A 26,749-nucleotide genomic window follows, 5' to 3' on the forward strand; every position below is an offset into this window, starting at 1 on the left:
TGATCATGAAGTTAGCGGCACGACACGCCGACACAAGCGCCGCTAACTTCATGATCAACGCCGGAAAGGGCCCCGGGGAGGGCGCCCCGGGGAGGGGTGGTCAGCGGGGGAAGTGGGTGTTCAGCTCGTCGGTGCGGAACTTGCCGGTTGGGTCGAGGCGGCCCAACAGCGCGATGAAGTCCGCGTAGCGGGGATAGCTGGCGGCGAGCGCGGCCGGATCGGTGGTGAAGACCTTGCCCCAGTGCGAACGCGGCGCGAACGGCGTCAGCCGTTCCTCCACTACCGCCAGCACGGGGGCCACCGCCACCGGGTCGCCGATCCAGGTGAAGTGCACGGCGAGGCTGTCCCGGTGATGGTTCGGGCTGAGCCACAGCTCGTCGGCCGCCACCGTACGCAGCTCGCACACCTGGAGCACGGGGGCGATCAGGTGCGCCACGTCGTCCAGGGCGGCGAGGGCCTCGGCCGCCGCCGCGCGTGGCAGGTGGTACTCGGACTGGAGCTCGTCGCCGCTGCTCGGGGTGAAGCCGAGCTTGAAGTGCGGCAGCCGCTCGTGCCACGGGCCCGGCACACCGAGCTGCTCGGTGCAGTTCTCCGCCGGCATCCCGAGCACCGGGTGGCGCGGCTCGTCGGCGGCGGTGGTGCCGAGCCAGTCCGCCGGGGGTGGCGGCTGGTCCGCCCGCTGCTTGCGCCACACCTCACGCAGTCGCGGCGCGCGCCAGTCGGTGAACACGCTCACGCTGTACGCCGAGCCGAGCGCCGCGTCGAGCGCCTCCCGGGGCAGGTCGAGCCGAACGTACTGGCGCAGCTCGAACGTCGGCACCACGTCCAAAGTGACCCGCGTGACCAGGCCGAGCGCGCCGAGCCCCACCACCATGCCCGCGAACGTGTCCCCGTCGGTGTCGCGGTCGACGTGCAGCAGGTCCCCGTCCGCGGTGACCAGCTCCAGGGCGGCGACGGAGGTGGCCAGGTTGCCGTGGGTCTGACCGGAGCCGTGGGAGGCGGTCGCCACCGCCCCGGCCACCGAGATGTGTGGCAGCGAGGCGAGGTTGGCCAGCGCATACCCCTGGGCGTGCAGTTGCCGGGCGACGTCGCCGTAGCGCAGCGCGCCGGTGACGGTGACCCGCGCGCGCTCGGCGTCCACGTCGATCGCCGGAGGCAGCCCGGCCAGGGTGACCAGGTCGCCGGCCGTGTCGCCGAACCGGTTGAAGGAGTGCCCGGTGCCCACCGCCCGGATCCGGGAGCTGCCGGCGACCAGCCGGCGCAGCTCGTCGGTGGTGGTGGGCCGGTGGAACGCCCGCGCGGCGTAGCGGACGTTGCCGGCCCAGTTGCGGCGCGGTACGTCGGCCGTGGCGGTCGACGGGCCGCCGTGTTCCGGTGCGATCACGGTGCGGTCTCCCGATCGGTGGATGAGTGGTCGGCCAACGCGACGACGAGGGCGTCCAGCACCGTGTCGGCCTGGAGCCGGCTGTAACCGCGCTGGGCGATCGGCAGGCCGACCGCGCGGGCTCGTTCGATCTCCGCCCGGGCCGCCCGCCGGGTCTGCGCGTCCTCGGACAGCAGGGCGTCCTGGCCGCGCCGGATCAACTGGTCGACCTGGTCCATCCGGTAGCCCCGCAGGCTGGCGGGGAGGTCCGGCTCGGTGAAGGTGGCGCGGCGCAGCGCGGGCAGGTCCACGAACCGGTCGCCGGCGTAGCGGGTGAGCGCGGCGGACACCTGCTCGGGCTGCTCCCGGACCTGGTCGAGGACGAGCAGTTCGATGGCGGGCCGGCCGTCGACGGGATGGCGGGCGGTCACCCGTGGCCCGAGCGGCACACCCGGCACGGGCACCAGCAGTAGCCGTGGCGGCACCGGACGGCCGTCCCGCCGGGGTGGCTCGTCGAGGACCAGCGTGTCGACCTCGGCCCACCGGATAGACCGGCGCAGGCCCGGTCGCCGAATGGTCAGCCCGTCCGCGCCGATCCCGAACCGGAAGGGCCGCAACGCGCTGACCAGCGCCACGACACCGAGCGCGACGGCTCCCACCGCGATGATCGTCCGTAGCAGGGCGTCGTCGCGGGGCAGGGCCAGCAACACCACCCCACCGAGTACGCAGACCAGGGCGAGCACCAGGGCCCCCCGACTCCGGCGCAGTTCCACGCTCGGACCCCCGTTCATGACCGTGGCGTCGGTCCCAGCATCGTCCGACACACCGGGAGCCACGGACACCGGACGATCGGGCACGGTTGTTCTCGCCATCGTCGGGGAACCCTACGCGCATGAGCAGCTACCGTGATCCGGCCCCACGGGGCGACGTGTTCCCCTCCGAGGAGGAGCTGGACCCGACCGGCAGTGGGGTCGAGCCGGCCAGCGCCCCGCCGGGCGCCCGGTTGTCGAGCCATCCGCCGCCCACGCCCGGGCCCCGCCCGACACCCGCGCCCGCGCCGGCACCGACGCCGGTGCCGGCGCCCGGGCCGCCGCCGCGCGCTCCCGGTGCCGAGCCGCACTCGATCGTGACCCGGCACCTGGACGGTTCGGTGGAGGTGGCCACCGATCTCGACGGCGACGGCGTCGCCGACATCGTCCAGGTCGATCTCGACGGCGACGGGGTGGCGGACGTCACCTATGTGGACAGCGATCGGGACGGCCGGCTGGACACCGTGCTGCGCGATCCGGGCATGGTCGGAACGGGCGGCGGGGCTCACCGGGGCGCGTGACCGCCGGTGGGCTCAGAGCTTCGCCATCACCTCGCTGGCGACCAGCTCGAGGTGCTCCAGGTCGCTGAGGTCCAGCACCTGGAGGTAGATCCGCTGACTGCCGGCCTCCGCGTACCGGCCGATGGTGTCGAGGACCTCGGCGGGCGTGCCGGCCACGCCGTTGGCCCGCAGCTCGTCCGGGTCGCGGCCGATGGCGGCGGCCCGGCGGGCCACCTCGGCGTCGTCTCGGCCGCAGCAGAGCACGAGGGCGTTGGACCAGGTCAGCTCGGCCGGATCCCGACCGATCTCGGTGCAGGCGGCGCGGACCCGGTCGAACTGCGCCGCCGTGTCGGCCGTCGAGGCGAACGGCAGGTTGAACTCGTCGGCGTAGCGGGCGGCCAGCCGGGGGGTGCGCTTCGGACCCATCCCGCCGAGCAGGATCGGCGGGCGGGGCTGCTGCACGGGCTTGGGCATGGCGGGCGAGTCACTGATCGGGTAGTACCGGCCGGCGTGATCGAACCGCTCCCCGGGCGGCGTGGCCCAGAGGCCGGTGATGACCTCGAGCTGCTCCTCCAGCCGGTCGAACCGCTCGCCCAGGGCTGGGAACGGGATGCCGTACGCGGTGTGCTCGTCGGCGTACCAGCCGGTGCCGATGCCCAGTTCCACCCGGCCGCCGCTCATCTGGTCGACCTGCGCCACGGTGATCGCCAGCGGGCCGGGCAGCCGGAAGGTGGCAGCCGTCATCAGGGTGCCGAGCCGGATCCGGCTGGTGTCCCGGGCCAGCCCGGCAAGGGTGGTCCACGCGTCGGTGGGGCCGGGCTCACCGGTCACCGCGCCCATCATGAGGTAGTGGTCGGACCGGAAGAACGCACCGTAGCCGGCGTCCTCGGCGCAGCGCGCCACGGCGAGCAACTGGTCGTAGCTGGCGCCCTGCTGGGGTTCGGTGAAGATCCGCAATTCCATGCTCCGAGCATAGGAAGCCGGCCCCGGCGCCGCTCCGGTACGGCGCCTCTCCTCATATGCCTTGACAGTCATATGACTCATGGGGCATCTTGAAGTGGTGTCCGCCGACGCCTTCACCGTCCTCGCCGAGCCCACCCGGCGCCGGATCCTCGACCAGCTCCGCGACACGGAGCGCAGCGTCAGCGAGTTGGTGGACAGCCTCGGGGTCAGCCAGCCGGCCGTCTCGAAGCACCTGCGGGTCCTCCGCGAGGCCGGCTTCGTCTCCTGCCGCATCGCCGCCCGGCAACGGATCTACCGCCTCGACCCGGGCCCCCTGCGGGCGGTCGACGGCTGGCTGGACCCGTACCGCCGGCTGTGGAACCGGCACCTGGACGCCCTGGAACGACACCTCGACAGTCAGGAGCAGTGAATGGACCGCGACGCCTTTCGCCCGAGCCCACCCGCCGAGGTGCGCGCCGACGGCGCCGCCACGCTGGTCTTCGTCCGCGACCTGCGGCACCCACTGGCCACCGTCTGGGCGGCGCTGACCGACCCGGCACGGCTCGCCGAGTGGGCGCCCTTCCTCGCCGACCGGGACCTCGGCTCCCCCGGTGCCGCCGTGCTCACCATGGTCGACGGCGAGACCACCATCCCGACCGCGGCGACGATCCATCGGGCCGAGCCGCCGCATCTGCTCGAGTACACCTGGGGCGACGACCTGCTGCGCTGGGAGCTGAGCCCGCTGGGCGCCGGCACCCGACTCACCCTCCGGCACACCGTCGCCGACCCGGGCATGCTGCCGATGGTCACCGCCGGCTGGCACCTCTGCCTCGACGTGGCCGACCGGCTGCTCGACGGCGACCCGGTCGGCCCGATCCGGGGCGCCGAGGCGCTCAACTTCGGCTGGTCCGAGCTGCGCGACACGTACGCCGACCGGCTCGGCCAGGGCTGACCCGCGGCGGCGGTGCAGCCCGCGACCGAGCCGGCACCGATCTCCGGCCCGGTCAGACGTACGGCCGGGTGGCGTACGCGGCCCGGAGCGCGGCCAACCCGGCCGCCTTCGGCGACAGGGGTGCCCCACCCGGAGTTGAAGTAGTTGGTCCGGACGATCCGTGGCCCGCGCTCGGCGTTGAGCTTGGCCACGGCCGCCGGGACGGTGGCGATCCAGGCCGCCTGGTTCGGGATCTGGCCGACCGCACCCCCCACTCCGCGATGATCACGGGCCGGGACAGCGCCACCGGGCCGAGGTCCGCCACCGCCCAGTCCTTCGTGCGGCGGAACCGGGACAGCGCGGTGTCGTTGGCGTTCGTGGCGTAGGCGTTCCACTGGAGGAAGTCCAGGCGGGACATCAGCGCCTCCGGGTGGGTGCGCTGGAAGCAGGCGCGGTCGAAGCCACCGAGCCCGATCGAGAAGGTGGTGCCGGCGGGCAGCGTCCGCGCCTTGAACCAGGTGAGGATGTAGTTCATCGCCTGCACCGCCAGCGCGTCCGACTCGGCCCAGGTGTACGCCCTGCTGCCCTCGGTCGTACCGAACTCGTGGTCCGTGTCCAACTCCGAGGCGAGCTGGATGTTCACCCCGAAACCGAGGGTGCGGTACTGCGCCAGAGCGCGGTGGAACAACCCGTCGCACTGGCCGTTGAGCACCTCGCCGTACCCGTACGCTTTCGGCCACGTGGTGCCGGGGCGCTGCTGGATGGTCATCGACGGCCCCGGCACGGTGTAGCTGGTGCCGTCCACGGTGAAGCTCTGCGGCCCGGAATTCGGGGCGCCATAGTGCTTCAGCTCCAGGACCATGTTCATCTGCACCCCGGCGCCCTGCGCTGTCGCCCACTCGCGCGCTCGACCCCACTGACGTTCGCGACCGGCGGTCACGTTACGTCGCTGCTACCGATGCCGACTGCGGGCGAGCCAACTAGCGTTCCAGCCGTGCGCAAGACCTTCGGAAAAGAGCATCTGACGTGCGAAAACTGACGTACTACATCGCCACCAGCCTGGACGGGTTCATCGCCGGGCCGGCCGGCGAGTCCGACTTCTTCGCGTTCGAGGGGGATCTGGCCGCGGCCATCCTGGCCGATTACCCCGAGACCCTGCCAACCCACGCGCGGGAGCCGCTCGGGATCACCTTGGCGGCGAACACCACGTTCGACACCGTGCTCATGGGCCGCGCGACCTACGAACCGGCCCTGGCCATCGGCGTCACGAGCCCGTACGCCCACCTGCGGCAGTACGTGTTCTCCCGGACGCTGGACCAGCGCGACCCGTCGGTGGAGATCGTTGCCGACGAGCCGGCGGAGTTCGTCCGCGCGCTCAAGCGCCAGGACGGGATGGGCATCTGGCTCTGCGGCGGGGCGATGCTCGCCGGCCAGCTCGTGGACGAGATCGACGAACTGGTCGTCAAGCGGTACCCCGTCGTCCTCGGCTCCGGCATTCCCCTGTTCCGGACGCCCTTCGCCGTGTCGGGCTTCACGCTGCACGACACCCGGGTGTTCAACACCGGCGCGACCATCTCCACCTATGTCAAGCACTGAAAGAGGACCAATGCTGTTTCGCGCCACCACCGCGGCCGACCTCGACCGCGTCACCGGCTTCCCCGTCGATGACCCGGTCAGCAAGATCGACGCCGACCGCTACCTCGACGAGCTGGGTCAGGGCATGTACCGGCCGGAGTGGACCTGGATCGCCGAGAACGAGCAGCGGGTGGTCGGCCGCGCGCTGTGGTGGGGGCAGGCGTCCAGCACCCACCCGGTCGCCCTGGACTGCCTGCACGTCGAGGCGTCGGTCGCCGACCGCGCGGAAGTCGCGGCAGGCCTGCTCACCGCGGGCCTGCGAGCGTTCGCGCGGGACGGCGCGCCGAAGCCGCCGCTGTACAACCTGACCCTGCCCAACGGCTGGCGCGACGACGAGTCCGTCGCGGCGGCGGTGGCCTGGCGGCGGGACGCCTCGCTCGCGGTCGGGCTGACCGACGAGGTGGAGCGGCTGCGGCTGGAGTGGACGCCCGAGGTTGGGGTGCCCGCCTCCAGCGGCAGGCTGATCTTCTCGGTGGGCTCCGACGAAGAGTTCCTCGACGTGTTCCGCCGGATCGCGGTGGGCAGCCTGGACAGGGAGACCCGCCGGAACCTGGCGATCAAGAGCCCGGAGGTCACCGCCCGGGAGGAGATGGACTTCTACCTGGACTGCCCGGGCGAGCGGGCGTGGTGGCGGCTGGCCCGCACGCCCGATGGGACGCTCGTCGGGCTAGCCATCCCGTCCGCGACGCCGTACAACCGCAACGTCGGCTACCTGGGCGTCGTGCCCGAGCAGCGCGGGCGTCGCTACGTCGACGACGTGCTCGCCGAGATCACCCGGTTCCACGCCGAGCAGGGGGCCGAGCTGATCACGGCCACCACCGACACGACGAACGTGCCGATGGCCGCGGCGTTCGCGCGCGCCGGTTACCGGACCGCGCAGATCCGGCTGCTCTACTCCGCGCCGGGGTCATGACGAGAGCACCGAGGCGAGGTCGGTGCGGGAGGTGACACCGAGCTTGGGGAACGCCCGGTAGAGGTGATGCCCCACGGTGCGAGGGCTCAGGAACAGTTGCGTGGCGATCTCCCGGTTGGTCGCGCCCGCCGCGGCCAACCGGACGACCTCGCGTTCCTGGGGGCTCAGCCGGCTGAGCGGTCCGCCCAGCGACGGCTCCGCCACCTCGCCGCTGGCCCGCAGCTCCGCACCGGCCCGCCGGGCCCACGGCTCGGCGCCGAGCGCCGCGAAGGTGTCGAGAGCGTCCCGCAGGTGGCTGCGCGCTTCGAGTTTCCGGCGTGCGCGGCGCAGCCACTCTCCGTGGAGCAGCCCGGTGCGGGCCCGGTCGATGGCGCTGCCGTCGCGGTGCAGCCGGACGGCCGCGGCGAAGTGCTGCTCCGCCTCGGCGTCCGGCCTGGTCAGGGCGCGACAGCGGTGGGCCAGCGCGGCGAGCGCCGGGCGGCCGGTCGCCTCCGCCCAGTCGCCGAGCAGACGCGCCGGTTCGACGGCCCGCTCGGGTCGACCGGCACGTACGGCCGCTTCGACGAGATCGGGCAGCAGGAACACGCCGAACAACCGATGACCCGACGCCGCCCGCGCCGCCTCGAACCGTTGCAGCGCCACGTCCGCGCGGCCGAGGCCGAGGTCGAGCAGGCCCAATGCCCACAGTGCGTCCGCCGTTGCCCGGCCGACGCCGCGCGGCTGCGCGTACGCCATCGCGTCCCGCGCCAGCCGCCCGGTCTGCTCCTCCTCGCCCCGCACGGCTGCCAGGATCGCCAGGACGGCGCGCAGGTGGGCGGCCCGGTGGCTCAGGTCGTACCCCTCTGCCAGCCGGAGCCCCTCCGCGGCGTGCCCGGACGCGGCGTCGAGCCGCCCGAGGGTCAGCTCCACCCGGGCGAGCAGGTGCAGTGCGGTGGGCAGCCACCCACCCATGCCGTTGTCCCGGCAGTGCTCGACCGCCTCGGCCGCGATCTCGTACGCGGCCTCGTCATCGGCGCTCAGGTGGCAGTAGATCCCGGTCATCAGCCGGCCCATGAACCCGGTGTCGGTACGACCGCGCGCCGTCACGAGCGGTCGGAGCGCGCGCAGGGCACCGGGCACGTCACCGGTGAGCAGGCGGGCCGGCACGGCCAGCACCGGCTCGGTCGGGGCCCGGTCCGCGACCGCCTCGATCAGCTCCGCGTTGCCGGAGGAGAAGGCGGCGTGCAGGGCGTCCACCAGCAGCGCGGGAAGTTTGTCCGGCCGCCGGGCAGCGATCTGGTCGGCGCAGTCGAGCAGCATCCGTCCGGCGACGTCGGGGCTGCCGTACCCCAGCTCCACCACCGCCCGGACCCGCGCGAGGTCCGCTGCCAGGCCCGCGTCCTGCGGTGCCACCTCCACCATCGCCGCGAGCCGGCCGCCCCGCTCGTCCTGGCCCGCGTCGGCGGCGGCCTGCGCGGCGGCGATGAAACGGCGGGCCCGGCCTTCCGGCTCGGCCGTGAGCTGGGCCGCCCGCTCGTACGCCGCGGATGCCGACGCGAGCGCCTGCCGGCCGCCGGCCCAGATCGCGACCCGCTCCAACTCGTCGGCGACCCGCTCGTCCGGCCCGGTCGCCGCGGCGGCCAGCTGCCAGGCGCGCCGATGCGCGTGCTCGGGTGCGACGAGGACCGCCGCCAGCGCCCGGTGGGCGGCGATCCGATCGGCGAACGGACTGCCCTGGTACGCCGCGTACCGGATCAGCGGATGCCGGAAGCGCAGCGCGTCGCCGGTCAGCACGATGAGTCCGGCGCGCTCGGCCGGCGCCAGGTCACCGACCGTCGCCTCCGCGGCCCGCAGGATCACGTCGAGTGTTCCGGTGTCGTCCGCGGCGGCCGTCAGCAACAGCGTCCGGGTGGCCTCGGGGAGCCGGCGGATCTGATCCAGGAAGGCGTCCTGCACCCGGTTCGACGGCGCGGACAGGGTCAACGGGCTGAGCTGGCCGGCGCGCTGCGTCGCGGTCAGCGCGGCGGAGAGTTCGCGCAGCGCGAGCGGGTTGCCCTGGGCCTCATCCATGATCCGCTGGCGCACGTACGGCGACAGGTCCGCGACCAGCGCCGCGGCCGCCTCCGGGTCGAGTCCCGCCAGGCGCAGCGCGGGAAGCCCGCCGAGCCCGGCCACGCCCGCGGCGTCCCGGGCGGCGAAGATCAGCACGACACCCTCGACCTGCAACCGGCGGGCGGCGAACGCCAACGCGTCCACCGATGCGCGGTCGAGCCACTGCACGTCGTCCACCAGGCAGAGCAGCGTTCCCTCGCCGGCGGCCTCCGACAGCATGCTGAGCACCGCCAGGCCGATGACGAACCGGTCGCGTACCGTGTCGTCGGTGAGCCCGAAGACCGCACGCAGGGCCCGGGCCTGCGGGCCGGGCAGCTGGTCGACGAGGTCCATGGAGGGCAGGAACAACTGGTGCAGGCCGGCGAAGGCCAGCTCGGTCTCCGACTCCAGCCCGTCGATCCGCAGCACCCGCGTGCCGGACGCGCGAGCGGCGGCGTAGTCCAGCAGAGCCGTCTTGCCGATGCCGGCGTCACCGTGGATCAGCAGAACGCTGCTCGCGCCGTCGCGGGCATCAGCCAGCATCCGGTCGATCCGGTCGCGCTCCGCCGCCCGGCCCTGCACCACGTACCCCCGTCGTCACCGATCCCGCCGGCCGCCGTCCAACCGCCGGGAAGCGATGAAGCCACAGGTCAGCCGCCTCGAAGAGGCACCTGAATCTAGCTCAGCAGCGGGTCCGGTGGAGAACGGACCCCGGCAGAGGCCGTCACTCCGGCGCGGTGCCCGGAACGGCCCACGCCCCTGATCAGCCAGCCCCGGGGCTCAGTCGAGATGGTCGCCGGGCACGGTCTGGAGCAGCCAGGCCAGCGGCATCCGCGCCCGTTCCTCGTAGGTGCCGTCCGCCCCCAGCCGGTGCAGGGTGACCGTCTGCGCGCCGTCCCGGTCCACCACCCAGTACTGCGGGATTCCGGCCGAAGCGTACTCGCGGACCTTGGTGACCGAATCCATCGCCTCCGAGCCCGGTGACACGATCTCCACCACGAGCACGACGTCGGCCACGGCGGCCCAGACGCTGCGGGCGGGCGGCTTCCTCCACACGGTGAGATCAGGGATCCGGCCGCCGTCACCGTCCGGTCCGGAGATCCGTACACCGGCCGCCTGGAGCACCTGGTCGGCAGGCCAACCCGCCATGATGAGCCATGCGAAGAGCCGACTGGCGATCATGGCGTGTTCCGAGTCGGGCGGCGGCATGACCGACAGGACCCCCTCGGGGCTGGTCTCGTAACGGTGGCCGTTCGGATCGGCGGCGTTCATCGCCGCCACGTCGTCGAGCGTCACGACGGCGGGCATGTGCATGCCGACGGCCTCAGCGCTCATGAGCCTCATCCTAAGCGACCAGGGGCGTCGACCTCGGTGGTGCGACGCGCACCGGCGAGACATCGACCATGAGGACACGCGAGTGCGACATCGCGCCACCGTGCCGAACCCGACCGTACGCATGCCGGGCGTCGACCTACTCCCCCTCGCGGATCTTGGCTAGTGCCGCGGCAAACTCGGCGTCGGTGAGCGCGCCCCGCTGGTGTTGCCGGGTCAGCGCGTGGATGTCGCGCCGCTTGTCGACGGTTGGCCCGTCCGGGGAGGTATGTGTCCGGCGAACTCCGGCGGATGTGGTCGCCGGCCGCGCACCGGCGGCGGAGGAGGGCTGCGCTGGTCGACCGGTGGCGGGCGCCTGCCCCCGGCGCTGCGCCTCGCGAAGGTGTGCCCGCAGTGTCGCCAGGATCTCGTCATAGTGTTCCGGCCAGGTGGCCAGCCGGCCCAGTTCGGGCCGGAACGTGAACGGCCGGAAGAGGTCGCCGCGCTGCAGCGGTGTCTGCACCGAGACCCCGTCGGTTCGTTCGATGACGATCGCAGCGCGGCCCATGTCCAGGCCCGCGATGGTGGCCGCGCCGCTGCGGATGTCCGCTACCGATGCCCAGTGCACGGTGGTCGTACGCAGCAGGGATCGGGACCGGACGCCGCGATCGCTGACGTAGACCCCGAGCATGGCCTGCCGCGCCGCGACGGCGGCGACAACGGCCAGCCACATCCCGAAGAGGATCGCCAATAGCATCGGCATCTGCTCGTGCAGAGGCGTGATCACGAAGAACGTGGCGAAGCCAACCACCCCGACCAGCCCCAGCACCGCGAAGCCGGTCGCCGCGTCCAGTGCGTACGGCCGTTGCCATCTGCGCATGCCGCCATCGTGACCGGCGGCGTCCACCACGACGCCAGGAAAGATCGACGAGGGGGGCGCGGGTGCCACCACGCGAACCACCGCAGCCGCGCGGGGGCCACGGGCCGGATCGCCCGTGACCCCGCGCGGGGGAACCACCTAGAGACGCGCGGCGCCAGCCGCGGCGGCCTCCTGCGTGGCGGAGGTACGGCGGGCCTGCGCCCGCTGCTCTCCGGCGTCCTCCCGGTCCGCGACGGCCGCGGACCGGGCCGACCGGGCGGTGGTGGTGGCACTCGCCTGGTCACCGGTCACGCCACCGCGGATCCGGTTGTTGGCGGCCACCTGGGCGGCCGGGTTGTTGGACGTCACGGTCAACCGGCCGTCGATGATGTTGTCGTCGACGGTGACACCACCGGTGGTGTTCGTGATGCTGACGTCCCGGCCCCAGTAGCCCCCGGAGGCGCAACTGTCGAGGGTGCCGTTCGGGCCGAGCTGCACGGCGCCCAGGTTTCCGGCGAAGGTGGCCAGGCCGCGGACCGCGCTGCCGCACACGACGCTGCCGGTGGCGCTGTTGAGCACCGAGAGCGCGCCGTCGACGAACGAGTCGTGCACGTCGGTGTAGTACGTGCCGGTGGTGCTGAGGTTGCGCTCCACCTGGGTGCCGCTGTCGAGCCGGACCTCACCGGCGCCGGCGTTGACGGTCCCGACGATCGTGGACTGCTCTACGAACAGGAAGCTGTCGATGGTCGCGGCACCCTTCGGCCGCACCGTCACGTTGCCGGTGCGGGCGTCCCTCAGGAAGGCGCCGTAACCGCCGGCGGCCAGCACCACCTGACCGGCGATGGTCGTGTCGGTGGCGTCCAGGTAGCCGTCCGCGGCGACGCGTACCTCGCCGCTGACGTTGCCACCGGTGACCACCAGGTTGCCGCCGGCGGCGACGGTGACGTTTCCGGTGATCGTGGTGCCGGTGAGCGCGCAGGACTCACCGGCCGGCACGTACAGGTCGTTGGGCACCGTCACCGCACCACCGGTGCCGATGCAGTGGGTGACCAGGTCGGCGTGCGCGCTGGGCGCGACCGCCAGCACCGAGGCGGTGATGACGGCGCTCACGGTGGCCAGCTTGGCGACGGTACGTCTGGGCATCGCTGTACTCCCTGTCGATGAGGTTCGGTGACTCATGCGCCGACGTCCGATCGGGCTGCGGCCCGGACGATGGCGCCCTGCTGCCGCAGGGTGAGGGTGCCGCCGGTCACCAAAGTCGCGGTGACCGATTCGACGTGCCGGACGAAGACGGCGTGCCCGTCGTAGGCGGCGCCTTCGTCGATCAGGTCGTTGATGGTGCAGCCGTCGCCGGTGTCGACGTTGGCGACGCCGGTGTCGACGCCGTCGATGATCACTCTGGCCCGGGTGTCCGACTCGGGGCAGGCGTCGGTGCCGTCCGCCACCACCGTGAAGGTCGCCGACTGCTCCGCGGAGGTGTTCCCGGCGGCGTCCGTCGCCCGGTAGCGCAGGGTGTGCGCCCCGGTTGCGCGGACGGAGACGGGGGCGGCGTACGCGGTCCAGGCGCCGGTGTCGAGCGCGTACTCGATAGACGCGACACCCGAGCCGTCGTCGGTGGCCGTGACGGTCACGGTCGCACCGCCGACGTACGCGCCGTCGTCGTTCTGGTCGCCGGCGACCGTGGCGGACACCGTGGGCGGGGTGGTGTCCTCGGGCGTCGGCGCGACGACGGTGAAGTGGGACATCTGCTCGGCCGACGTGTTCCCGGCGACGTCGGTCGCCCGGTAGTGCAGCATGTGCATGCCGACGCCGTCGACCACGATCGGTTGGGAGTACGCGGTGAAGGCGGCCCCGTCCAACGAGTACTCGATCGTGGCGACACCGGATCCCGCATCGGTGGCGGCCAGCGTGGCGGTGGCCGTACCGATGTAGTTGCCGTCGCCGTCCCGATCGCCGGCCAGGTCGGCCGTCACCACCGGTGGGATGGTGTCCTCCTCGCTCGGCTCGACGATCCGGAACGACACCGAGCCGACCTCGCTCGTGTTGCCGGCCTGGTCGGTGGCACGGAACTGCACCGAGTGGTCGCCGATCGCGGTGACCGGCACGGGCTGCGTGTACGGCAGGAAGCTGGTGTCGTCGACCTGGTACTCGACGGTCTCCACACCGGAGCCGGCGTCGGTGGCCGTGACGGTCACCGTGGCCGTACCGATGTAGTTGCCGTCCTGGTCGCGGTCGCCGCCCACCGTGGCGGAGACTGCCGGCGGCGTGGTGTCGCCGCCTCCGCCGCCGCCGGTGACCACCAGTTCACCGACCATCTGGCTGTGGCCGGGGATGGAGCAGAAGTAGCGGTACCTGCCCGGCGTCAGGGTCACCGTCGTCTGGTGCCGTCCGTTGTTCACGTCGAACGGGTTGGCCAGGATGTTCAGCGTGACGTCGTGGTTGTAGCCGTCGGTGGTGGTGTCGAAGGTCAGCGTGTGCGGCATCCCGGTGGTGTTGCCGGTGGCCGCGCTGTTCTCCCAGATGATCGTGGTCTCTCCGGCCACCGCCTGGGCGGGCGCGGACTTGTAGCGGGTGATGTCGTCGTCGGCGGTCCAGGTCAGCACCTGTTCCGCGACGCGCGGGGCAGCGGAGGCGGGCGCGCCGGCCAACGGGATCACCGTGAGCAGGAGCGCCGCCAGCGCGGCCGTCAGTCGTCGGGTCATGGTTTCTCCTAGAGCTCGCGCACTCGGATGTTGCGGAACTCGATCAGATCGTTGTCGCCGTGGTTCTGGAGCCCGATGAAGCCGCTGAGGAACTGCCGCAGATCGGTCGGCGGGTCACCGGCGCGTGAGGACTGCTTGCCCGGCGTGTTGTCGAACTCGTTGATCACCACACCGTTGCGGATCATCGTGTAGTGCTGCCCGACCACGCGGATCTCGTAGTCGTTCCACTGGTCCTTCGGGGTGACGCCGGCCTGGGCGAGCGGCACCGGATCGAAGTTGTAGACCGAGCCGGTCTTCTGTGGCTCGCCGGTCTCACCGTCGTAGATCTGGATCTCGTGGCCGCAGTAGATCGCCACCCACGCGGGCGAGGTCCGGGCGGACCCGACCGTGCCGCAGCTACCCGGTGGGCGCTGCTCCAGCGGGATCCGCGGGTCCGGGAACCGGGTGAAGACGCCGCTGTTGGCCCGGCCGGTGCCCGGCGCGATGTCGCGGAACTGCACCTTCAGCGAGAAGTCGGCGAGCTCCTTGGTGTGCCAGAGCATGCCCAGGCCACCACTGGACCGCAGCGAGCCGTCCGGCTGGATGCCGAACGATCCGGACGGCGCCTGCTGCCAACCGAGCAGCGACTCGGCGGTGCCGTCGAAGAGCGGCTCGTACCCGGTGTGTCCGTCCCGGCCGATCTCGGAGGCGGCAGCCAGGCGGGTGAGCGTGCCCGCTTCGCGGGCGTTGAGCAGGCCGTCGTCCTGGAGCGTGCGGGTCACCGCGGTCACGTGCCGGACGAAGCTGTTGTGATCGGCCCAGGTGCTCTCGTCGTCGATCAGGTCGTTGATGGTGCAGCCCTGTCCGACCGTACGGCTGGGCACCTTGGTGTCCGTGTCGCCGAGCCACACGGTGGCCCGGCCGTCGGGCACCGCGCAGCCCACCGTGACCGTGGTCTGCACCGTCGCCGTCTCTCCGTCGGCGTACGTGACGGTCAGCTTCGCGGTGTAGGTGCCGACCCGGGCGTACGTGTGCCGAGGGTTCGCCTCGGTCGACGTGGCGCCGTCGCCGAACTCCCACCGGTAGCTGACGCCACCGGAACGAGACCCGTTGAAGGCCATGGTCAGCGGCTTGTTCTGAACGGCGACCGAAGTCGCGGCCGGCGCCGGGGTCGGCGCGCCACCGGTGTAGGTGATCCGGATCAGCTTCTGGTTGGGGTGCAGGCTGAAGAACCCGCCTCCGTAGTCCAGCAGGTAGAGCGCGCCGTCCGGGCCGAACTTGGCGTCCATCCAGCTCTGCAGCCGGGCGTCGCCGTTGCCGCCGGGGATGATGGCCCGCAGCGACTCGGCGAACACCGGCGGTGCCGCACGCGGTACGCCTGCCGGGTCGACGGTGACCGCGATCCGGTTGTTCGCGTTCGACTGGTCACCGATGAGCCACTTGCCGTCCCAGTGCGCCGGCCACGCCACGCCGCTGTTCGTGTCGACCAGATCGCGGTGGTAGGTCGGCCCGGACATGATGGCCTGGCCGCCGCCGCGCAGGTACGGCTGCGTGTAGGTGGCGTCGGCGGCAACGTAGGTCGGGAGGCCGCTGCCGTCCGCCCGCTCCGGGAACACCGGGCCGCCGCCGTCCGGGGAGTACCAGATCATGTTGTCCCGGGCCGGCGGGATGTCCACCAGACCGGTGTTGCGCGGCGACTCGTTCTTCAGGTTGTCGCAGTCGTACCAGCCGGTCAGCACGGTCGCGTCGGTGCTGCTGCGGTCCCGGTACGGCTGCCGGTTGCCCATGCAGTACGGCCAGCCATGGTTGCCGGCCGAGGTGATGATGGTGGCGGTCTCGTACTTGGCCGGGCCGAGCGTGGGGCTGGGCGATGCGGCGTCCGGGCCCACCCAGCCGGCGGTCAGCCACTGGTGCTTCGGGTCGACCTGCAGGCGCGCGATGTTCCGCACGCCCATCACGTAGATCTCCGGTCGGGTCTTCTCAGTGCCCGGTGGGAACAGGTTGCCCTCCGGGATGGTGTACGTGCCGTCGGCCTCCGGGTGAATTCGGATGATCTTGCCGGCGAGGTCGTTGGTGTTGCCCGACGTGCGGCGGGCGTCCTGGAACGAGATCCCCTGGTACTCCTGGGTCCAGTTGTTGCCGGAGTAGCCCTGCGATCCCTCGGAGGAGTTGTTGTCACCGGACCCCACGTACAGGTTGCCCTTGGCGTCGAACGCCATGCCGCCGCCGGCGTGGCAGCAGCTGTGGATCTGCACCGGGAACTGCAGCAGGTCCTTGCGGGTGGCCTGGTCGATGGTCTGGGTTTCGCGGTCGTAGGTGAACCGGGAAATGGTCCGCTGCCCGACCCGCTGCACCCGGTCGACCGACTCGTGCGGCATCCAGTAGACGTAGAGCCAGCCGTTCTCGGCGAACTTCGGGTCCGGCACGATGCCGAGCAGACCCTCCTCGTTCTTCACCAGCTCGGAGCCGCTGCCCCGGTTGCCCATCACCTCCAGGGTGGTGAGCAGCTTGGCCTGCTTGGTGCGCGGGTCCCACGAGTGGATGGTGCCGCAGCCCAGGCCGACGTTCGGGTTGTTCCAGTCCGCGACCGGGCCGCTCGGGCAGGCCGCCTTGCCGACGTAGAACACCGTGTTGTCCGGGGCGATGGTGAGCCCGTGCGGCTCGCCGATCTGGTCCAGCTGCCCGGTCTGGTTGGCCGCGGTGAGCCGCTCCACCTTGTAGTTCGCGGCGATCGTCGCCTGACAGTCGCCGCGCTCCAGGCCGGTGGTCCACTTGAGCGCGCCGGTCAGGTGCGTGCGGAACGCCGCCTCGCCGTAGCTGCCCTCGGTGTGGCCCATGCCGGTGTAGAACGACCGGCCGCCGTCGTAGTCCCGGCACCAGGACACCGGGTGGAACGGCCCGTTGGCGCCCGGTCCCGGGTTGTAGTGCCGTTCCTCGACCTGGGCGACGGTGTGCACGGTGCCGATCGGGTTCGGGTCCCAGTTGTCCCAGCGGTCCGACCGGGTCAGCGTCATCGGCAGCGACGCCGTGGCCGGGTGGTTCCGGTCCACGATGTTGACGACCGCCCGGTTCACCGCCGGCGGCTCCGGGGTGGTGGTGCTGCCGGTGAACAGGCGCAGGTCGGCGAGCTGGGTCAGCGGTTCACCGCTGTTCGCGGTGATGTTCAGCCGGAAATGCTTGAACTCCTGCGGGGTGGCGATGTCGAACCGGCGCGTCTGGAACCGCTCCGGGAAGGTCTGGCCGGTGCGCTTGTCCAGATCGGACCAGCTCTGGCCGTCCGTGGAGCCCTGCAGGGTCCAGTCCTTCGGGTCCCGCCCGGAGGAGTCGTTGGCGGACGTCAACGCGTACCCGGTGATCCGCTTGGCCGCGCTCAGCTCGTACGCCACCCAGGCCGTCGGGGTGCGGACGAGCCACTTGGTGCCGGAGTCACCGTCGGTCAGCTTCTCCTTGGTCTCGTTCGGCGCGTTCTCGCCGCTGGCGGTCACCCGGGCCACCGGCTCGGCCACCGGGATGGCGCCCGCCGGACGGGTGCCGATCAGGCCGGTGAACCAGGTGGAGTCGACCTGCGCGCGAGCGGCGTCGGCGATGCCGACGAAACCGCCGCCGGTCTTCATGTAGCTCTGCAGCGCCGCTTCCTGGTCACGGTTGAGCGCGGCGCCGGTCGCGGAGAGGAAGACCACGCTGCGGTACGCCGACAGCCCGGCCGTGGTGAACACCGCCGGGTTCGTGGTGGCCGTGACCTCGATGTCGTGGTCCGCGCCGAGTTCCTTGATCGCCTGCGCGGCGCGGGCAACCGGGTCCTGCTGCTCCGCCACCGGTCCGTGGAAGACGAGGACCGCCGTCTTGTTCTCCTGCGCCGCCTGTGGTGCGGGTGCCGCCTGCGGTGCGGCTGCTGCCGCGGTGCCCTGCATCAACGTCGCGATGACCGCTCCCGCGGCGAGGGCTCGTCGTAATTGTCTTGTCATCCCCGTCCCCACTTTCGATTCACTCAGCTGCCGTGCGTGTGGGTGTGGCCCTGGAACCTGTGGATGGCCTCTTCCGCGCCCGGCGGCATGCTGCCGTCGGCGTTGCGCACCAGGAAGATCCCGGCCATGCCGCCATCGGAGTGGGACTGCACGTGGCAGTGGTACATCCACGCGCCGGGCCCGACGCCCTCCCCAGCCAGCACCTGGAAGCCGAAGGAGCTGCCCGGGTTCAGGTCCTTGTTGTCGATCACGAGGCTCGGGTCGGCCGGGCCCTCGAGCATGCCGGTGCGGTTGTCCGCCCAGCGGTGCGCGTGCAGGTGGAAGGTGTGGAAGGTGCCGCCGTGCCCGATGGCGAGCCACTCCACCCGCTGGCCCAGGTTCGCCTCGAACATCGGCGTGTCCGGTGCCATCCGGTTGTTGATCATCATGTCGTTGAACACGACCGTGAACTGCTTCTCCGGCAGGATGTCGCCGCGGCGCCGCACTATCAGCGCGCCGTACAGACCCTTGGCGACGCCGGCGGTGCCGTGGTCGGTGCCCATCGCGTGGTCGTGGTAGTGCCAGTAGCCGGCACTGCCCGGCATGAACCGCCGCCCGGACGCGAGGAACATCTCCCGCGAGCGCCACACGTACGTCCGGGTCTCGCCCGGATTGTTGAACGAGGCGTTGAGCGGGCTGCCATCCGAGTCGGTGCTGTAGTCCACTCCGTGCGGATGGATGGACAGCCGCTGGGTGGTGGTGTTGACCAGGGTGATCTCCAGGGTGTCGCCCTCGTAGATCTCCAGCACCGGCCCCGGCACGGTGGCCTGACCGGGCGCCAGGCCGTACCCGAACAGACCTCCGGGCATCTGCTCGGCGTAGATGGTGACCTTCTTGGTGATGCCGGCCACGGCCTGGGCCGGACTGCCGTTGAAGGGGACGCCGACCGTGGACGCGGTGACGCCGACGGCGCCGGCGGCCAGCACTCCGGTTGTCATCAGGGATCTGCGGGACAGGTGACGGGAGGTGCCGACGGGATGGTCGTCCATGGGACTCCGTTCTCGACCGGGCACAGCCGCGACAGGGCAGGGCGCGGCGACCGTCGAGACAGGAGGGACGGCCCCGCAGTTCAAGAGCCCCGTCGCGGACTTTGCTCGGAAGACTCAGAACTTTCGACTGATGACATCAATCTATGTAGCGGTTCGACGAAAGTAAAGATCCTTCGATGGAAAGGTCGCGGCCGGCAACCGTTTCCGCCCGCTGACCAGCACTTTTGGCGGCGCCCTTCTGGGGACGGGAGACGACGATGCCCCCGTCCGGACGGACGGGGGCAGGTCAGGACACGCGCCGTGGGTCGGCCGGTGGGGTGGTTCGAGGATGAGCTGGTCAGGCCGCGGAACGTCCCGACCGCGCCTCGTGCTCGACGGTCGCCGGCCGCTGCTCAACCGCCGGTCCGGCCACCACCGACGACCGGCGCCGTCGGCGCTGCCGCGCCTCACCCAGAAGGCCGCCCAGGACGACCACCGCCCCGACGAGGAGGATCAGCCAGAACCACCGGGAGGAGTCCCACCGCGTCGACTCCGGGCCGGCGAACGGCTGCACGTCGTCCGGCAGGAGTGTCACGGCCGTCGTCCGAGCAGCAGGCCGGGCATGGCCGCCAGCCCGCCATGGGTGGGGGCGGAGACCCGGACCGCGACCGCTGCGAAGGCCAAGGCCGTCGCCAGAAGGGCCGCCGCCTCCAGGGCGAGACCGCCGACCGGCAGATGGGAACGGGCCTCCGCCGGCACCGCCGCCCGGCAGAGCAGAAGCGCCGCGAACCACACCACCACCAGGGGACGGGCGGACAGGGCGATCCGCGTCAGGCGGACCAGCAGGCGGGACGTGGGGGTCACCTGCGTCATCGGGCTGGCCGCGTCGTCCAGCGCGAAGGCCACGCCGAGCGCCACGGTCACCGACACCACCCTGACCAGGGTGACCGCGTACGGGATCCGGTAGGAGACCGCCAGCGGCAGCGCGGCGAGCCCGAGGGCCAGCACGCCGCAGAGCACCGGCGGGGCCTTCCGGGTCGACCGGACCACGTGGGGCAGCAACGCCCGGAGCGTCGTCAGCATCGGGCTCCCTCGGCCGCCAGGCCCTGCACCCGCGTGCCCAGCAGGCTCGCCGCCCGCTCGGTGCCGGTCTCCGGCCGGGTCAGTTCGGCCCAGTTGGCGATCACCTGCTGGCCCACCTGGTCTGCCGGCCGGTCCAGCAACGACCTGACCACCGAGACCTCCTGCCGGCCGATCGACAGCGCCAGCGACGAGTCCAGCAGCGGAAGGACCACGCTGCCGCCGGTCCGCGGCAGCAGGCTGCGTAGCGCGGCGGTCGTCTCCTCGGTCGCTGTGGCGGCGAGCCACAGCACCAGCACCGCGCGGGACCGGCACACGGAGAGGGCCGAGGCCTCGGTCGGCGGCTCGCCGGTGACCACCCGCGCGGCGAAGTGCCCGGCGAAGCTGAGCATCGCGTCCCCGCCGATCTGGTCCGTGCCCCACTTCGTGCCCACGGGCACCGCACCCGGCGTACCGGCCCGCGCGTCGTCCGCCGTCCACGCACCGAGCGGCGGCGAGATGCTGACCGAATCGGTGGTGGTGCCGAACAGGAGACGCTGCCGGACCGCGTACCGGTCGCCAGCCACGTCGGACGGGGTGTGCCGGAGCACCCCGCCGACCAGCGTCGACCACTGGTCGATACGACCCTCGAAGTCGCGGAAGGCGCAGTAGATGACGGCGTCCACCGTCCGACACGTCTGCTGTGCGGAGGGTTCCCGCTCGGCGACCAGACGGCGGGCGGCGACGTCCCCGGGTACCGTGACCGACTGCCCGGCCCCGGCGACCACGGCCAGCACCGTGGTGACGCCCACCGCCGTCACCCCGATCCGCCGGTCGATCCGGCTGCGCGAGAGCCACCGCGCAGCAGAGCACGGCGCAGGCGGCGAGGTAGACCAGGTGGGGCGCCACGGGCCGGTACATGAGATCCGCCGGCAGCGGCGGTTCGAACTCGTCCTCGATCGCGACGAGACCCCACCACTCGAGCATCGGCCGGCTCAGCGTGACCGCGCCCACCAGCGTGAAGATCGCCATGCCGAGGATCACCAGCGGGCCGACGGCGACCATCGAGGTCATCCGTCCCACGGCGACGCCGGCGACCCCGGCGAGCAGGACGACCAGCGGCCCGGTGGCCAACTCCAGTGGGGACGGTTGCCCGACCGCCCCGGGTGCGACGGCGAGGTGGGCGATGGGCGCGCCGACGACGAGCCCGCTGAGCAGCGCCAACGGCAACGGCGCGAGAAGCTGGGCGAGGGTGCGCCGCCAGGGCGCCAGCGCGAGCAGGTCGGTGACCGCGGCGACGCCGGACCGCTGCGCCCGGGTGAGGGCGAGGTTGCTGCCGATGAACGCCCCGGCGGCGATCAGCAGCAGCGGCACCTGGGAGTACCGGTCCTCGTCCTGCAGGACGGGGTAGCGGTGCTCAAGCGCCCCGGTGCCCCACTCGTAGGCCCACAGGGCGAGGTAGAGGAGTAGGCCGGTCAGCACCGCCGGATGACGTAGCAGCCGGACGGCTTCGATCCGGAAGAGGGCGCCGACCGCGCCACGGGGGCGTGGCGACACCGGCAGCGGCGAGGTCGGTGCCGGCGCCAGGCTGGTCCCGGTCACGCCGCGACCTCCGTGGCGGCGGACGGGTCGAGCAGCATCAGGTAACCGTCCTCGAGGGTGGCGGGGAGGAGGTCCGCAGCCGCCGGAGGGACGCCGATGTTGCGGACGGTGCCCACCCCGGTGCGCCAGGCCGCCACCGCCTGCGGACTGCGTTCGGCGCTGTGCCAGACCCGGTTTTCGGCCAGCGCCGTCAACCTCGCGGGCGGGCCGTCGAAGCGGACGAGCCCCGGTCCAGCACAATCACTCGGTGGCACAGGGCCGAGACGTCCTCGGTCTGGTGGGTGGAGAGCAGGACGACCCGCCCCTCGCCGAGATCCGCGATCAGCTCGCGGAACCGGAGGCGCTGTTCCGGGTCGAGCCCGACGGTCGGCTCGTCGGATCGCCCACGATGGCGGCGGCGAGGGCTACCCGCTGCCGCATCCCGCCGGACCGCGCCTTGATCCGCTTGCCCCGGTCGTCGCTGAGGCCGACCGCCGCCAGCACCCGGAGGGTCTCGTCCCGGCGTTGCCGGCGATCGGTGATCTCCTTGAGGATCGGGACGTAGTCGATGAACTCGTACGCGGTGAAGTTCGGGAAGAAGCCCGGCTGCTGCGGCAGGTAACCCATCCGCCTGCGGGTCGCCAGCCGGCCGTCGGCCGTGAGCGGGTCGACGTCGAGGATCCGCACGGTGCCCGAGTCCGGAGGCATCGCGGTGGCGAGAATCCGCAGCAGTGACGTCTTGCCCGCGCCGTTCGGCCCGAGCAGCCCGGTCACTCCCTCACCGGCGGTGAACGACACCCCGGCGAGGGCGGTGTGCCGTCGGTACCGCAGGGTCAGCCCGTCGACGGCGACGAGCTGTCCCGGCGTGGCGTCCGCGGGATGCGACATTCGGGTCCTCCGAGCTGGTCAGGGGGTCAGGCCGACGGTGGGCTGTTGGTCGAATCGGCGGCGGGCCAGCGCCAGACCGACGGCCGCGGCCACGGCCACCACGCTCACCGCGGCCTCACCGGCGGCGGTGAGCAGGAGCGACCGGCCGTCGGCGAAGTGGGTCGTGGCGACGAGCAGGGCCAGCCAGCCGGCACCGGTCACCGCCGCGGCCACGATCGGGTCGACCCGCGCGGTCAGCGCCAGGGTGACCAGCGTCAGAGCGAGCATCGGAAGCAGCCAGGCGAGGGTGGCGGCACCGCCTCGGCGCAGCGCCAGGCTGGCAGCCGCGGTCAGGCCGACCGCCACCCCCAGGACCGCGGCGGTACGCAGCAGCGCGAGCCGGAGCCCGTGCACGAGCGCGACCAGGGTGATCTCGTACGTCGGGTCGAACCGGCGTCCGAAGGAGACGGCGACGCCGAGCACCGGGAGCATGGGCGAGATCGCAAGCAGGAGCAGCGACGGCGAATCCAGTGGCGACAGCCGGGCCACGAGAGCGGCGGTGAAGAGCACGAGCCCCGCCGCGATGGTCCAGGAGCGGCGCAGCATCAAGATCTCCTGGAACTTCGGGGCCGACGGAGCCTGCTGGACCGTCGAACCGGGCTACCAGACCTCGTCGGAGGTGGCCCGGGTCCCCCGGGTCTTCAACGGCGCGGACGACTGCTGATCCGGCACTTCCCGGGAGCCTTCGGTGGGTGGCTCGACCGCCCGCCGGAGGCTCCACCCGTTGTGTCCCCATCGGGCCGCAGCCCCGCTCGCGCACGTTGATTCCCGGTAACGCCATCCAGTCGAGAAACGCCGATGGTCGGCCCTAATTCTCCACCGGCATGTCGTGAAACCACCGCCCGACGTGGGCACCAGCAAAGCAGCCCTGGTCCATGAACTCTGACGATTGTGACGACACCATAAACGACGCTGGCGGCCGAGAGGGCTCATGCCGCTTCACACGGCTTGGCCCGTAGACCATGCCCAGGCCGCGATGCCGACCCGGTTGCGCGCGCCGAGCTTGGCCTGGATGTTGGCGATGTGTGTCTTCACCGTGCCGGCGGAGATCGCCAGCTCCGCCGCGATCTCGGCGTTGGTGCTGCCGCGAGCCACCGAGCGGGCGACCTCACGTTCCCGAACGGTCAGCGCATCGGCATCGGCCGGGGCGGGCGGTGCGGTGGAGAGTCGGCGAAGCAGCCGTACGGTCAGCTGGGGACTGATGAGAGTGTCGCCGGCAATTGCGGACCGGACGGCCTCGATCAGCAGCGCCGGTCCGGACCGTTTGAGAAGGAACCCGCTGGCGCCGTCGCGCAGCGCGGTGGTCACGTAGTCGTCCAGGTCGAAGGTGGTCACGACGATCACGCGCGGACCGGTGCCGACCAGCCGCCGGGTCAGTTCCAGGCCGTCGATCCCGGGCATCCGGATGTCCGCGAGGACCACGTCGGGCCGTAGGTGCCGGGCCAGTTCCAGCCCTGCGGTACCGCTGGCGGCTTCCCCCACCACGGTCATGTCGGGTTGGCTGTCGAGGACCAGCCGGAAGCCGATGCGCACGTTCTCCTGGTCGTCGACGACGAGGATGCGGATGGTCATGCCGACTCCAATGGCAGGAGGGCGGCGACCCGCCAGCCGTCGCCGTGCGCGCCCGCGCTCAGGGAGCCGCCGAGCACGTGTATCCGGTCCCGGAGGTCTGCCAGGCCGGACCTGCCACCCGGAATCGGTCGCGGTGGCCGACGGCCTGCGGGGCCATCGTTGGTGATGGTCACGGCAAGCGCCGGCCCAGGTGCCCGGCGCAGCGATGCCCGCACGGCGGTGGCGGTGGGCGCGTGCCGGCGTACGTTGGTCAGTGCCTCGGTGACCAGCCGATACGCGGTCGCGCCCACCTCGGGCGGCACGACGGCCACGAGGTCCGGATCGAGGTCGGCCTCGACCCGTACCGTGTCGTCGAAGCGCGCGAGCAGCGCGGGCAGGTCCGCCAGGCCAGTAAGCGCGGTGGTCGTCGCGCCCGGCTCACCGGTCAGGTGGCGCAGCATGTGCACGGTGCGGTCCATCGTGTTGAGAGCCTGCAAGCCGGCGGCCTCGATGCGGGCGAGCGCCTCCAGTGCCCGGCCCGGGTCCGAGTCGGCGACGAACCGGGCAGCCTGCGCCAGAGCGACGATGCCGCTGACATCGTGAGCGACGAAGTCGTGCAGCTCACGGGAGAGGGTGACGCGCTGTGCGTGCTGCGCGGCCGCGACCGATCGGATCCGCCGCAGCTCCGCCAGACGCGGGTATCCGCCGATCACGACGGCGGCAAGCGGCCCGGCCGACCACAGCGCGCAGGCGCCGACTGCGTCGAGGAGCGAGTCGGATGGCAGGAACCGCAGCACGCAGACAGCTACCGCGAGCGCCGCGACGCTGACGGCTGCGATGGCCTGCCGCGGGGACGCCCACCGGGTCGCCGCGACGACCAACAGAAGGAGCGCCGCGCATTCGGCAAGCCCGACCACGCCCGCGACCTCACCGTAGGCCGGCGGGGAAGCGATCGTGGCGACGGTGGCCGCCAGCGACACCGCGCCGGCAGTGATCCCAGACCAACCGCACCAGACGCGCCGGCGCCGCCAGCCGACCACCACGCCCAGAACGGCGCAGCCCGCGGTCACCGCGGGCAGGATCGCCAGCACTCCGATCGCGTTGTCCGGCGGGGATTCCACCCGGTAAGCGTAGGCACACGGTCGGTGGCGGCGCAGTCGGCCGATCGGCAGATCGGGCGCCGGCCGCGGGCCGGACAACCTGTCGATCGGGAGATGGTGCCGACTCGCCAGGCGGGCGACGGTTTTCGCATGACTTCACGAATGACGACCTGGCCGGCGGCAGCGGCGCTATGGGCGCTGGCGTACGGGCTACTCGCGCTGTACTGGTCCGCCGGTGGCGCCGGCTTTCCGTTCGGCGCCGCCGACCCGGACCCCGGTATCGACAAGGGCATGTCGATCCTTGGTGGTGCACACCAGGCGAGCGCCGCACCGGTGATAGCGGTCTGCGCAATGGCCGCCACGGTCCTGGCTGGGCTTCTCGCGGTGCGGACCTGGCCCGGACGGGCCGGTGCCGCCCTCGAGGCGATCGCCTGGGCGGTCGCGCTCGTGCTCGGCATCGTCCTGCCCGACTACCGGCCGTTGGTGGCCGTCGGTCATCTCCCGGTTCTGCTGGCAGGCAAGCCGTTCGGCTGGCCGGAGGACGTGACCATCGCGTCACAGGTGCCCTGGCCGGTCGTCAACCAATTCATCTGCATCCTCGGCGGAATACTGTTCGCCGTTGCCGCGCTCGCGCACCGGCGGACCCGGACCGGTGCCTGTGCCGCGTGCGGGCACAGTGGCCGCGACCATGACCCGGCCCGGTGGGGCGCGGTGGCGGTGTGGATCGCGGCCGGCGTACCTGTGCTGTACGCGACCACCCGGTGGGCCTGGGCTCTCGGCGTCCCGTTCGGCTTCAGTGCCGCCGAGCTTCGCCAGATGGACCAGGAACTGCCGGGCATCTGGTGGGTCGGTGCGGCCATGGGAAGCATGGGCCTGATCGGTTCGGTACTGACGGTCGGACTGATCCGTCCGTGGGGTGAGGCATTCCCGCGCTGGATACCGGTGCTACGTGGACGCCGGGTGCCGGTCGCGCTGGCGGTCGTGCCCGCGATGGCCGTCGCGATGCTGGTCACCTCGGCCGGTTTGATGTTCGCGCGGGCCCTGTACGTCAACCCGAGCATGGGCAACTGGGCCGCGATGGGGCCGAGCCTGCTGTGGCCGGTCTGGGGTGCGGCGCTGGCCGTGGCGGCGGTCGCCTACCGACTACGCCGCCAGACCCCGTGCGCACGATGCGGCGACTCGCAGTCCGGCCGAGGTACTGCGCCTCACCTACCGCTCTCGTCGGGCGCCCGCGCGGCGTCCCACAATCCGGCATCGGCCCACCCGGGCCATGCTCGCCATCGCCCGTGACCAAGCCTCCCTGCTGGTGGTCGACCCCGAAGCCATCACCCATACTCGGGCACCTACCGTCGTCCGCTCCTTGCCCGGGCGCTCACCGCGCCCGGGCAAGGAAGCGAGGAGACAACGATCATGGGGCAGTACGTTGGCCGACATCCTGGGCGCGGCAGCACACGGGCACTTCCCCCCACCGGACGGCGGGACCACGGTGGTGCCGCAGCCGAGCCACCGCGACGCCGGAGTGATCCCACCGCCCCCGCCTGGCCG

General features: G+C 72.1%; 26 protein-coding genes and 1 pseudogene. 8 read left to right on the plus strand and 19 right to left on the minus strand.

Annotated features, from left to right (window positions below; translation table 11 throughout):
* Nucleotides 1–100: 100 nt before the first annotated feature.
* The gene (locus BUS84_RS15990) at nucleotides 101–1,384 is read right to left on the minus strand and encodes an FAD-binding protein (RefSeq protein WP_280175134.1); all 1,284 of its coding nucleotides are present in this window, start codon (nucleotides 1,382–1,384) and stop codon (nucleotides 101–103) included.
* Entirely contained in the window at nucleotides 1,381–2,154 is a 774-nt protein-coding gene (locus tag BUS84_RS15995; protein WP_143728433.1) for a hypothetical protein, read from the minus strand. Before BUS84_RS15995 ends, BUS84_RS15990 begins: the two co-directional genes overlap by 4 nt.
* Before the next feature lie 101 nt (nucleotides 2,155–2,255).
* Here BUS84_RS15995 and BUS84_RS16000 point away from each other — a divergent pair, with 101 nt between their 5' ends.
* Entirely contained in the window at nucleotides 2,256–2,693 is a 438-nt protein-coding gene (locus tag BUS84_RS16000) for a hypothetical protein (RefSeq protein WP_074313451.1), read from the plus strand.
* Between the two features lie 12 nt (nucleotides 2,694–2,705).
* Here BUS84_RS16000 and BUS84_RS16005 read toward each other — a convergent pair whose 3' ends face one another.
* Nucleotides 2,706–3,635 carry an LLM class F420-dependent oxidoreductase gene (locus BUS84_RS16005; protein WP_074313453.1) on the minus strand — a complete coding sequence of 310 codons (930 nt, stop codon included), beginning with the start codon at nucleotides 3,633–3,635 and terminating at the stop codon, nucleotides 2,706–2,708.
* 79 nt (nucleotides 3,636–3,714) lie between these two features.
* Here BUS84_RS16005 and BUS84_RS16010 point away from each other — a divergent pair, with 79 nt between their 5' ends.
* Together BUS84_RS16010 and BUS84_RS16015 are read left to right on the plus strand one after the other, a co-directional pair.
* Entirely contained in the window at nucleotides 3,715–4,044 is a 330-nt protein-coding gene (locus tag BUS84_RS16010; protein ID WP_074313455.1) for an ArsR/SmtB family transcription factor, read from the plus strand.
* Nucleotides 4,045–4,566: an SRPBCC family protein gene (locus BUS84_RS16015; protein WP_074313457.1), complete on the plus strand. Its 522-nt coding sequence runs from the start codon at nucleotides 4,045–4,047 to the stop codon at nucleotides 4,564–4,566. It begins immediately after the preceding gene.
* A 52-nt stretch (nucleotides 4,567–4,618) separates the two neighbouring features.
* Here the strand turns inward: BUS84_RS16015 and BUS84_RS16020 are convergent.
* Nucleotides 4,619–5,425: pseudogene (locus BUS84_RS16020) on the minus strand (hypothetical protein); the annotation flags it as partial.
* Nucleotides 5,426–5,571: 146 nt separating this feature from the next.
* Between BUS84_RS16020 and BUS84_RS16025 the strand changes: the two are divergent.
* A complete protein-coding gene (locus BUS84_RS16025) occupies nucleotides 5,572–6,141 on the plus strand; it encodes a dihydrofolate reductase family protein (protein ID WP_074313459.1) in 570 nt (189 codons plus the stop codon).
* A gap of 10 nt (nucleotides 6,142–6,151) precedes the next feature.
* A complete protein-coding gene (locus BUS84_RS16030) occupies nucleotides 6,152–7,093 on the plus strand; it encodes a GNAT family N-acetyltransferase (protein ID WP_074313461.1) in 942 nt (313 codons plus the stop codon).
* On the opposite strand, the gene BUS84_RS16035 is transcribed toward BUS84_RS16030, so the two are convergent.
* The 10 genes from BUS84_RS16035 to BUS84_RS39970 form a co-directional block, all read right to left on the minus strand.
* Complete coding sequence (locus tag BUS84_RS16035) at nucleotides 7,088–9,748, minus strand: helix-turn-helix transcriptional regulator (RefSeq protein ID WP_074313463.1); 2,661 nt, start codon at nucleotides 9,746–9,748, stop codon at nucleotides 7,088–7,090. The genes BUS84_RS16030 and BUS84_RS16035 overlap by 6 nt on opposite strands.
* Before the next feature lie 195 nt (nucleotides 9,749–9,943).
* A complete protein-coding gene (locus BUS84_RS16040) occupies nucleotides 9,944–10,498 on the minus strand; it encodes a Uma2 family endonuclease (protein WP_074313464.1) in 555 nt (184 codons plus the stop codon).
* A 136-nt stretch (nucleotides 10,499–10,634) separates the two neighbouring features.
* Nucleotides 10,635–11,354 (minus strand): PH domain-containing protein, encoded by a 720-nt coding sequence (locus BUS84_RS16045; RefSeq protein WP_074318842.1) that lies wholly within the window; start codon nucleotides 11,352–11,354, stop codon nucleotides 10,635–10,637.
* A gap of 138 nt (nucleotides 11,355–11,492) precedes the next feature.
* Nucleotides 11,493–12,476, minus strand: coding sequence for a hypothetical protein (locus tag BUS84_RS16050; protein WP_074313465.1), 984 nt, complete (start codon nucleotides 12,474–12,476; stop codon nucleotides 11,493–11,495).
* Between the two features lie 32 nt (nucleotides 12,477–12,508).
* Nucleotides 12,509–14,035, minus strand: a complete 1,527-nt coding sequence (locus BUS84_RS16055) for an OmpL47-type beta-barrel domain-containing protein (protein ID WP_074313467.1) — start codon at nucleotides 14,033–14,035, stop codon at nucleotides 12,509–12,511.
* Nucleotides 14,036–14,043: 8 nt separating this feature from the next.
* A complete protein-coding gene (locus tag BUS84_RS16060; RefSeq protein ID WP_074313469.1) occupies nucleotides 14,044–17,979 on the minus strand; it encodes a ThuA domain-containing protein in 3,936 nt (1,311 codons plus the stop codon).
* Between the two features lie 23 nt (nucleotides 17,980–18,002).
* Entirely contained in the window at nucleotides 18,003–19,007 is a 1,005-nt protein-coding gene (locus BUS84_RS16065) for a multicopper oxidase domain-containing protein (protein WP_074313471.1), read from the minus strand.
* A gap of 337 nt (nucleotides 19,008–19,344) precedes the next feature.
* The gene (locus tag BUS84_RS39965; protein WP_244298596.1) at nucleotides 19,345–19,581 is read right to left on the minus strand and encodes a hypothetical protein; all 237 of its coding nucleotides are present in this window, start codon (nucleotides 19,579–19,581) and stop codon (nucleotides 19,345–19,347) included.
* Nucleotides 19,578–20,069, minus strand: a complete 492-nt coding sequence (locus BUS84_RS16070) for a hypothetical protein (protein WP_244298597.1) — start codon at nucleotides 20,067–20,069, stop codon at nucleotides 19,578–19,580. The genes BUS84_RS39965 and BUS84_RS16070 overlap by 4 nt, the downstream gene beginning before the upstream one ends.
* Entirely contained in the window at nucleotides 20,063–20,857 is a 795-nt protein-coding gene (locus BUS84_RS39970; protein WP_244298598.1) for a hypothetical protein, read from the minus strand. Before BUS84_RS39970 ends, BUS84_RS16070 begins: the two co-directional genes overlap by 7 nt.
* On the opposite strand from BUS84_RS39970, the gene BUS84_RS39975 reads away from it, so the two are divergent.
* A complete protein-coding gene (locus BUS84_RS39975) occupies nucleotides 20,844–21,515 on the plus strand; it encodes a hypothetical protein (RefSeq protein WP_244298599.1) in 672 nt (223 codons plus the stop codon). The genes BUS84_RS39970 and BUS84_RS39975 overlap by 14 nt on opposite strands.
* Nucleotides 21,516–21,643: 128 nt before the next feature.
* On the opposite strand, the gene BUS84_RS39980 is transcribed toward BUS84_RS39975, so the two are convergent.
* From BUS84_RS39980 to BUS84_RS16085, 3 genes are all read right to left on the minus strand, one after another.
* Nucleotides 21,644–21,841: an alpha-crystallin domain-containing protein gene (locus tag BUS84_RS39980; RefSeq protein ID WP_244298600.1), complete on the minus strand. Its 198-nt coding sequence runs from the start codon at nucleotides 21,839–21,841 to the stop codon at nucleotides 21,644–21,646.
* Between the two features lie 127 nt (nucleotides 21,842–21,968).
* Entirely contained in the window at nucleotides 21,969–22,514 is a 546-nt protein-coding gene (locus BUS84_RS39985; protein WP_244298601.1) for an ATP-binding cassette domain-containing protein, read from the minus strand.
* Between the two features lie 18 nt (nucleotides 22,515–22,532).
* Nucleotides 22,533–23,099: a hypothetical protein gene (locus BUS84_RS16085; RefSeq protein WP_244298602.1), complete on the minus strand. Its 567-nt coding sequence runs from the start codon at nucleotides 23,097–23,099 to the stop codon at nucleotides 22,533–22,535.
* Between BUS84_RS16085 and BUS84_RS38270 the strand changes: the two genes are divergently transcribed.
* Nucleotides 23,077–23,217, plus strand: a complete 141-nt coding sequence (locus BUS84_RS38270) for a hypothetical protein (protein WP_159451036.1) — start codon at nucleotides 23,077–23,079, stop codon at nucleotides 23,215–23,217. The two genes, BUS84_RS16085 and BUS84_RS38270, sit on opposite strands and share 23 nt — an antisense overlap.
* Before the next feature lie 275 nt (nucleotides 23,218–23,492).
* Here BUS84_RS38270 and BUS84_RS16090 read toward each other — a convergent pair whose 3' ends face one another.
* Nucleotides 23,493–24,125, minus strand: coding sequence for a response regulator (locus tag BUS84_RS16090; protein ID WP_074313473.1), 633 nt, complete (start codon nucleotides 24,123–24,125; stop codon nucleotides 23,493–23,495).
* The gene (locus BUS84_RS16095) at nucleotides 24,122–25,225 is read right to left on the minus strand and encodes a sensor histidine kinase (RefSeq protein ID WP_159451037.1); all 1,104 of its coding nucleotides are present in this window, start codon (nucleotides 25,223–25,225) and stop codon (nucleotides 24,122–24,124) included. Before BUS84_RS16095 ends, BUS84_RS16090 begins: the two co-directional genes overlap by 4 nt.
* A 129-nt stretch (nucleotides 25,226–25,354) precedes the next feature.
* On the opposite strand from BUS84_RS16095, the gene BUS84_RS16100 reads away from it, so the two are divergent.
* Nucleotides 25,355–26,494, plus strand: a complete 1,140-nt coding sequence (locus BUS84_RS16100) for a hypothetical protein (protein WP_143728434.1) — start codon at nucleotides 25,355–25,357, stop codon at nucleotides 26,492–26,494.
* Nucleotides 26,495–26,749 lie beyond the last annotated feature (255 nt).

Source organism: Micromonospora cremea, assembly GCF_900143515.1.
GTDB lineage: Bacteria > Actinomycetota > Actinomycetes > Mycobacteriales > Micromonosporaceae > Micromonospora > Micromonospora cremea.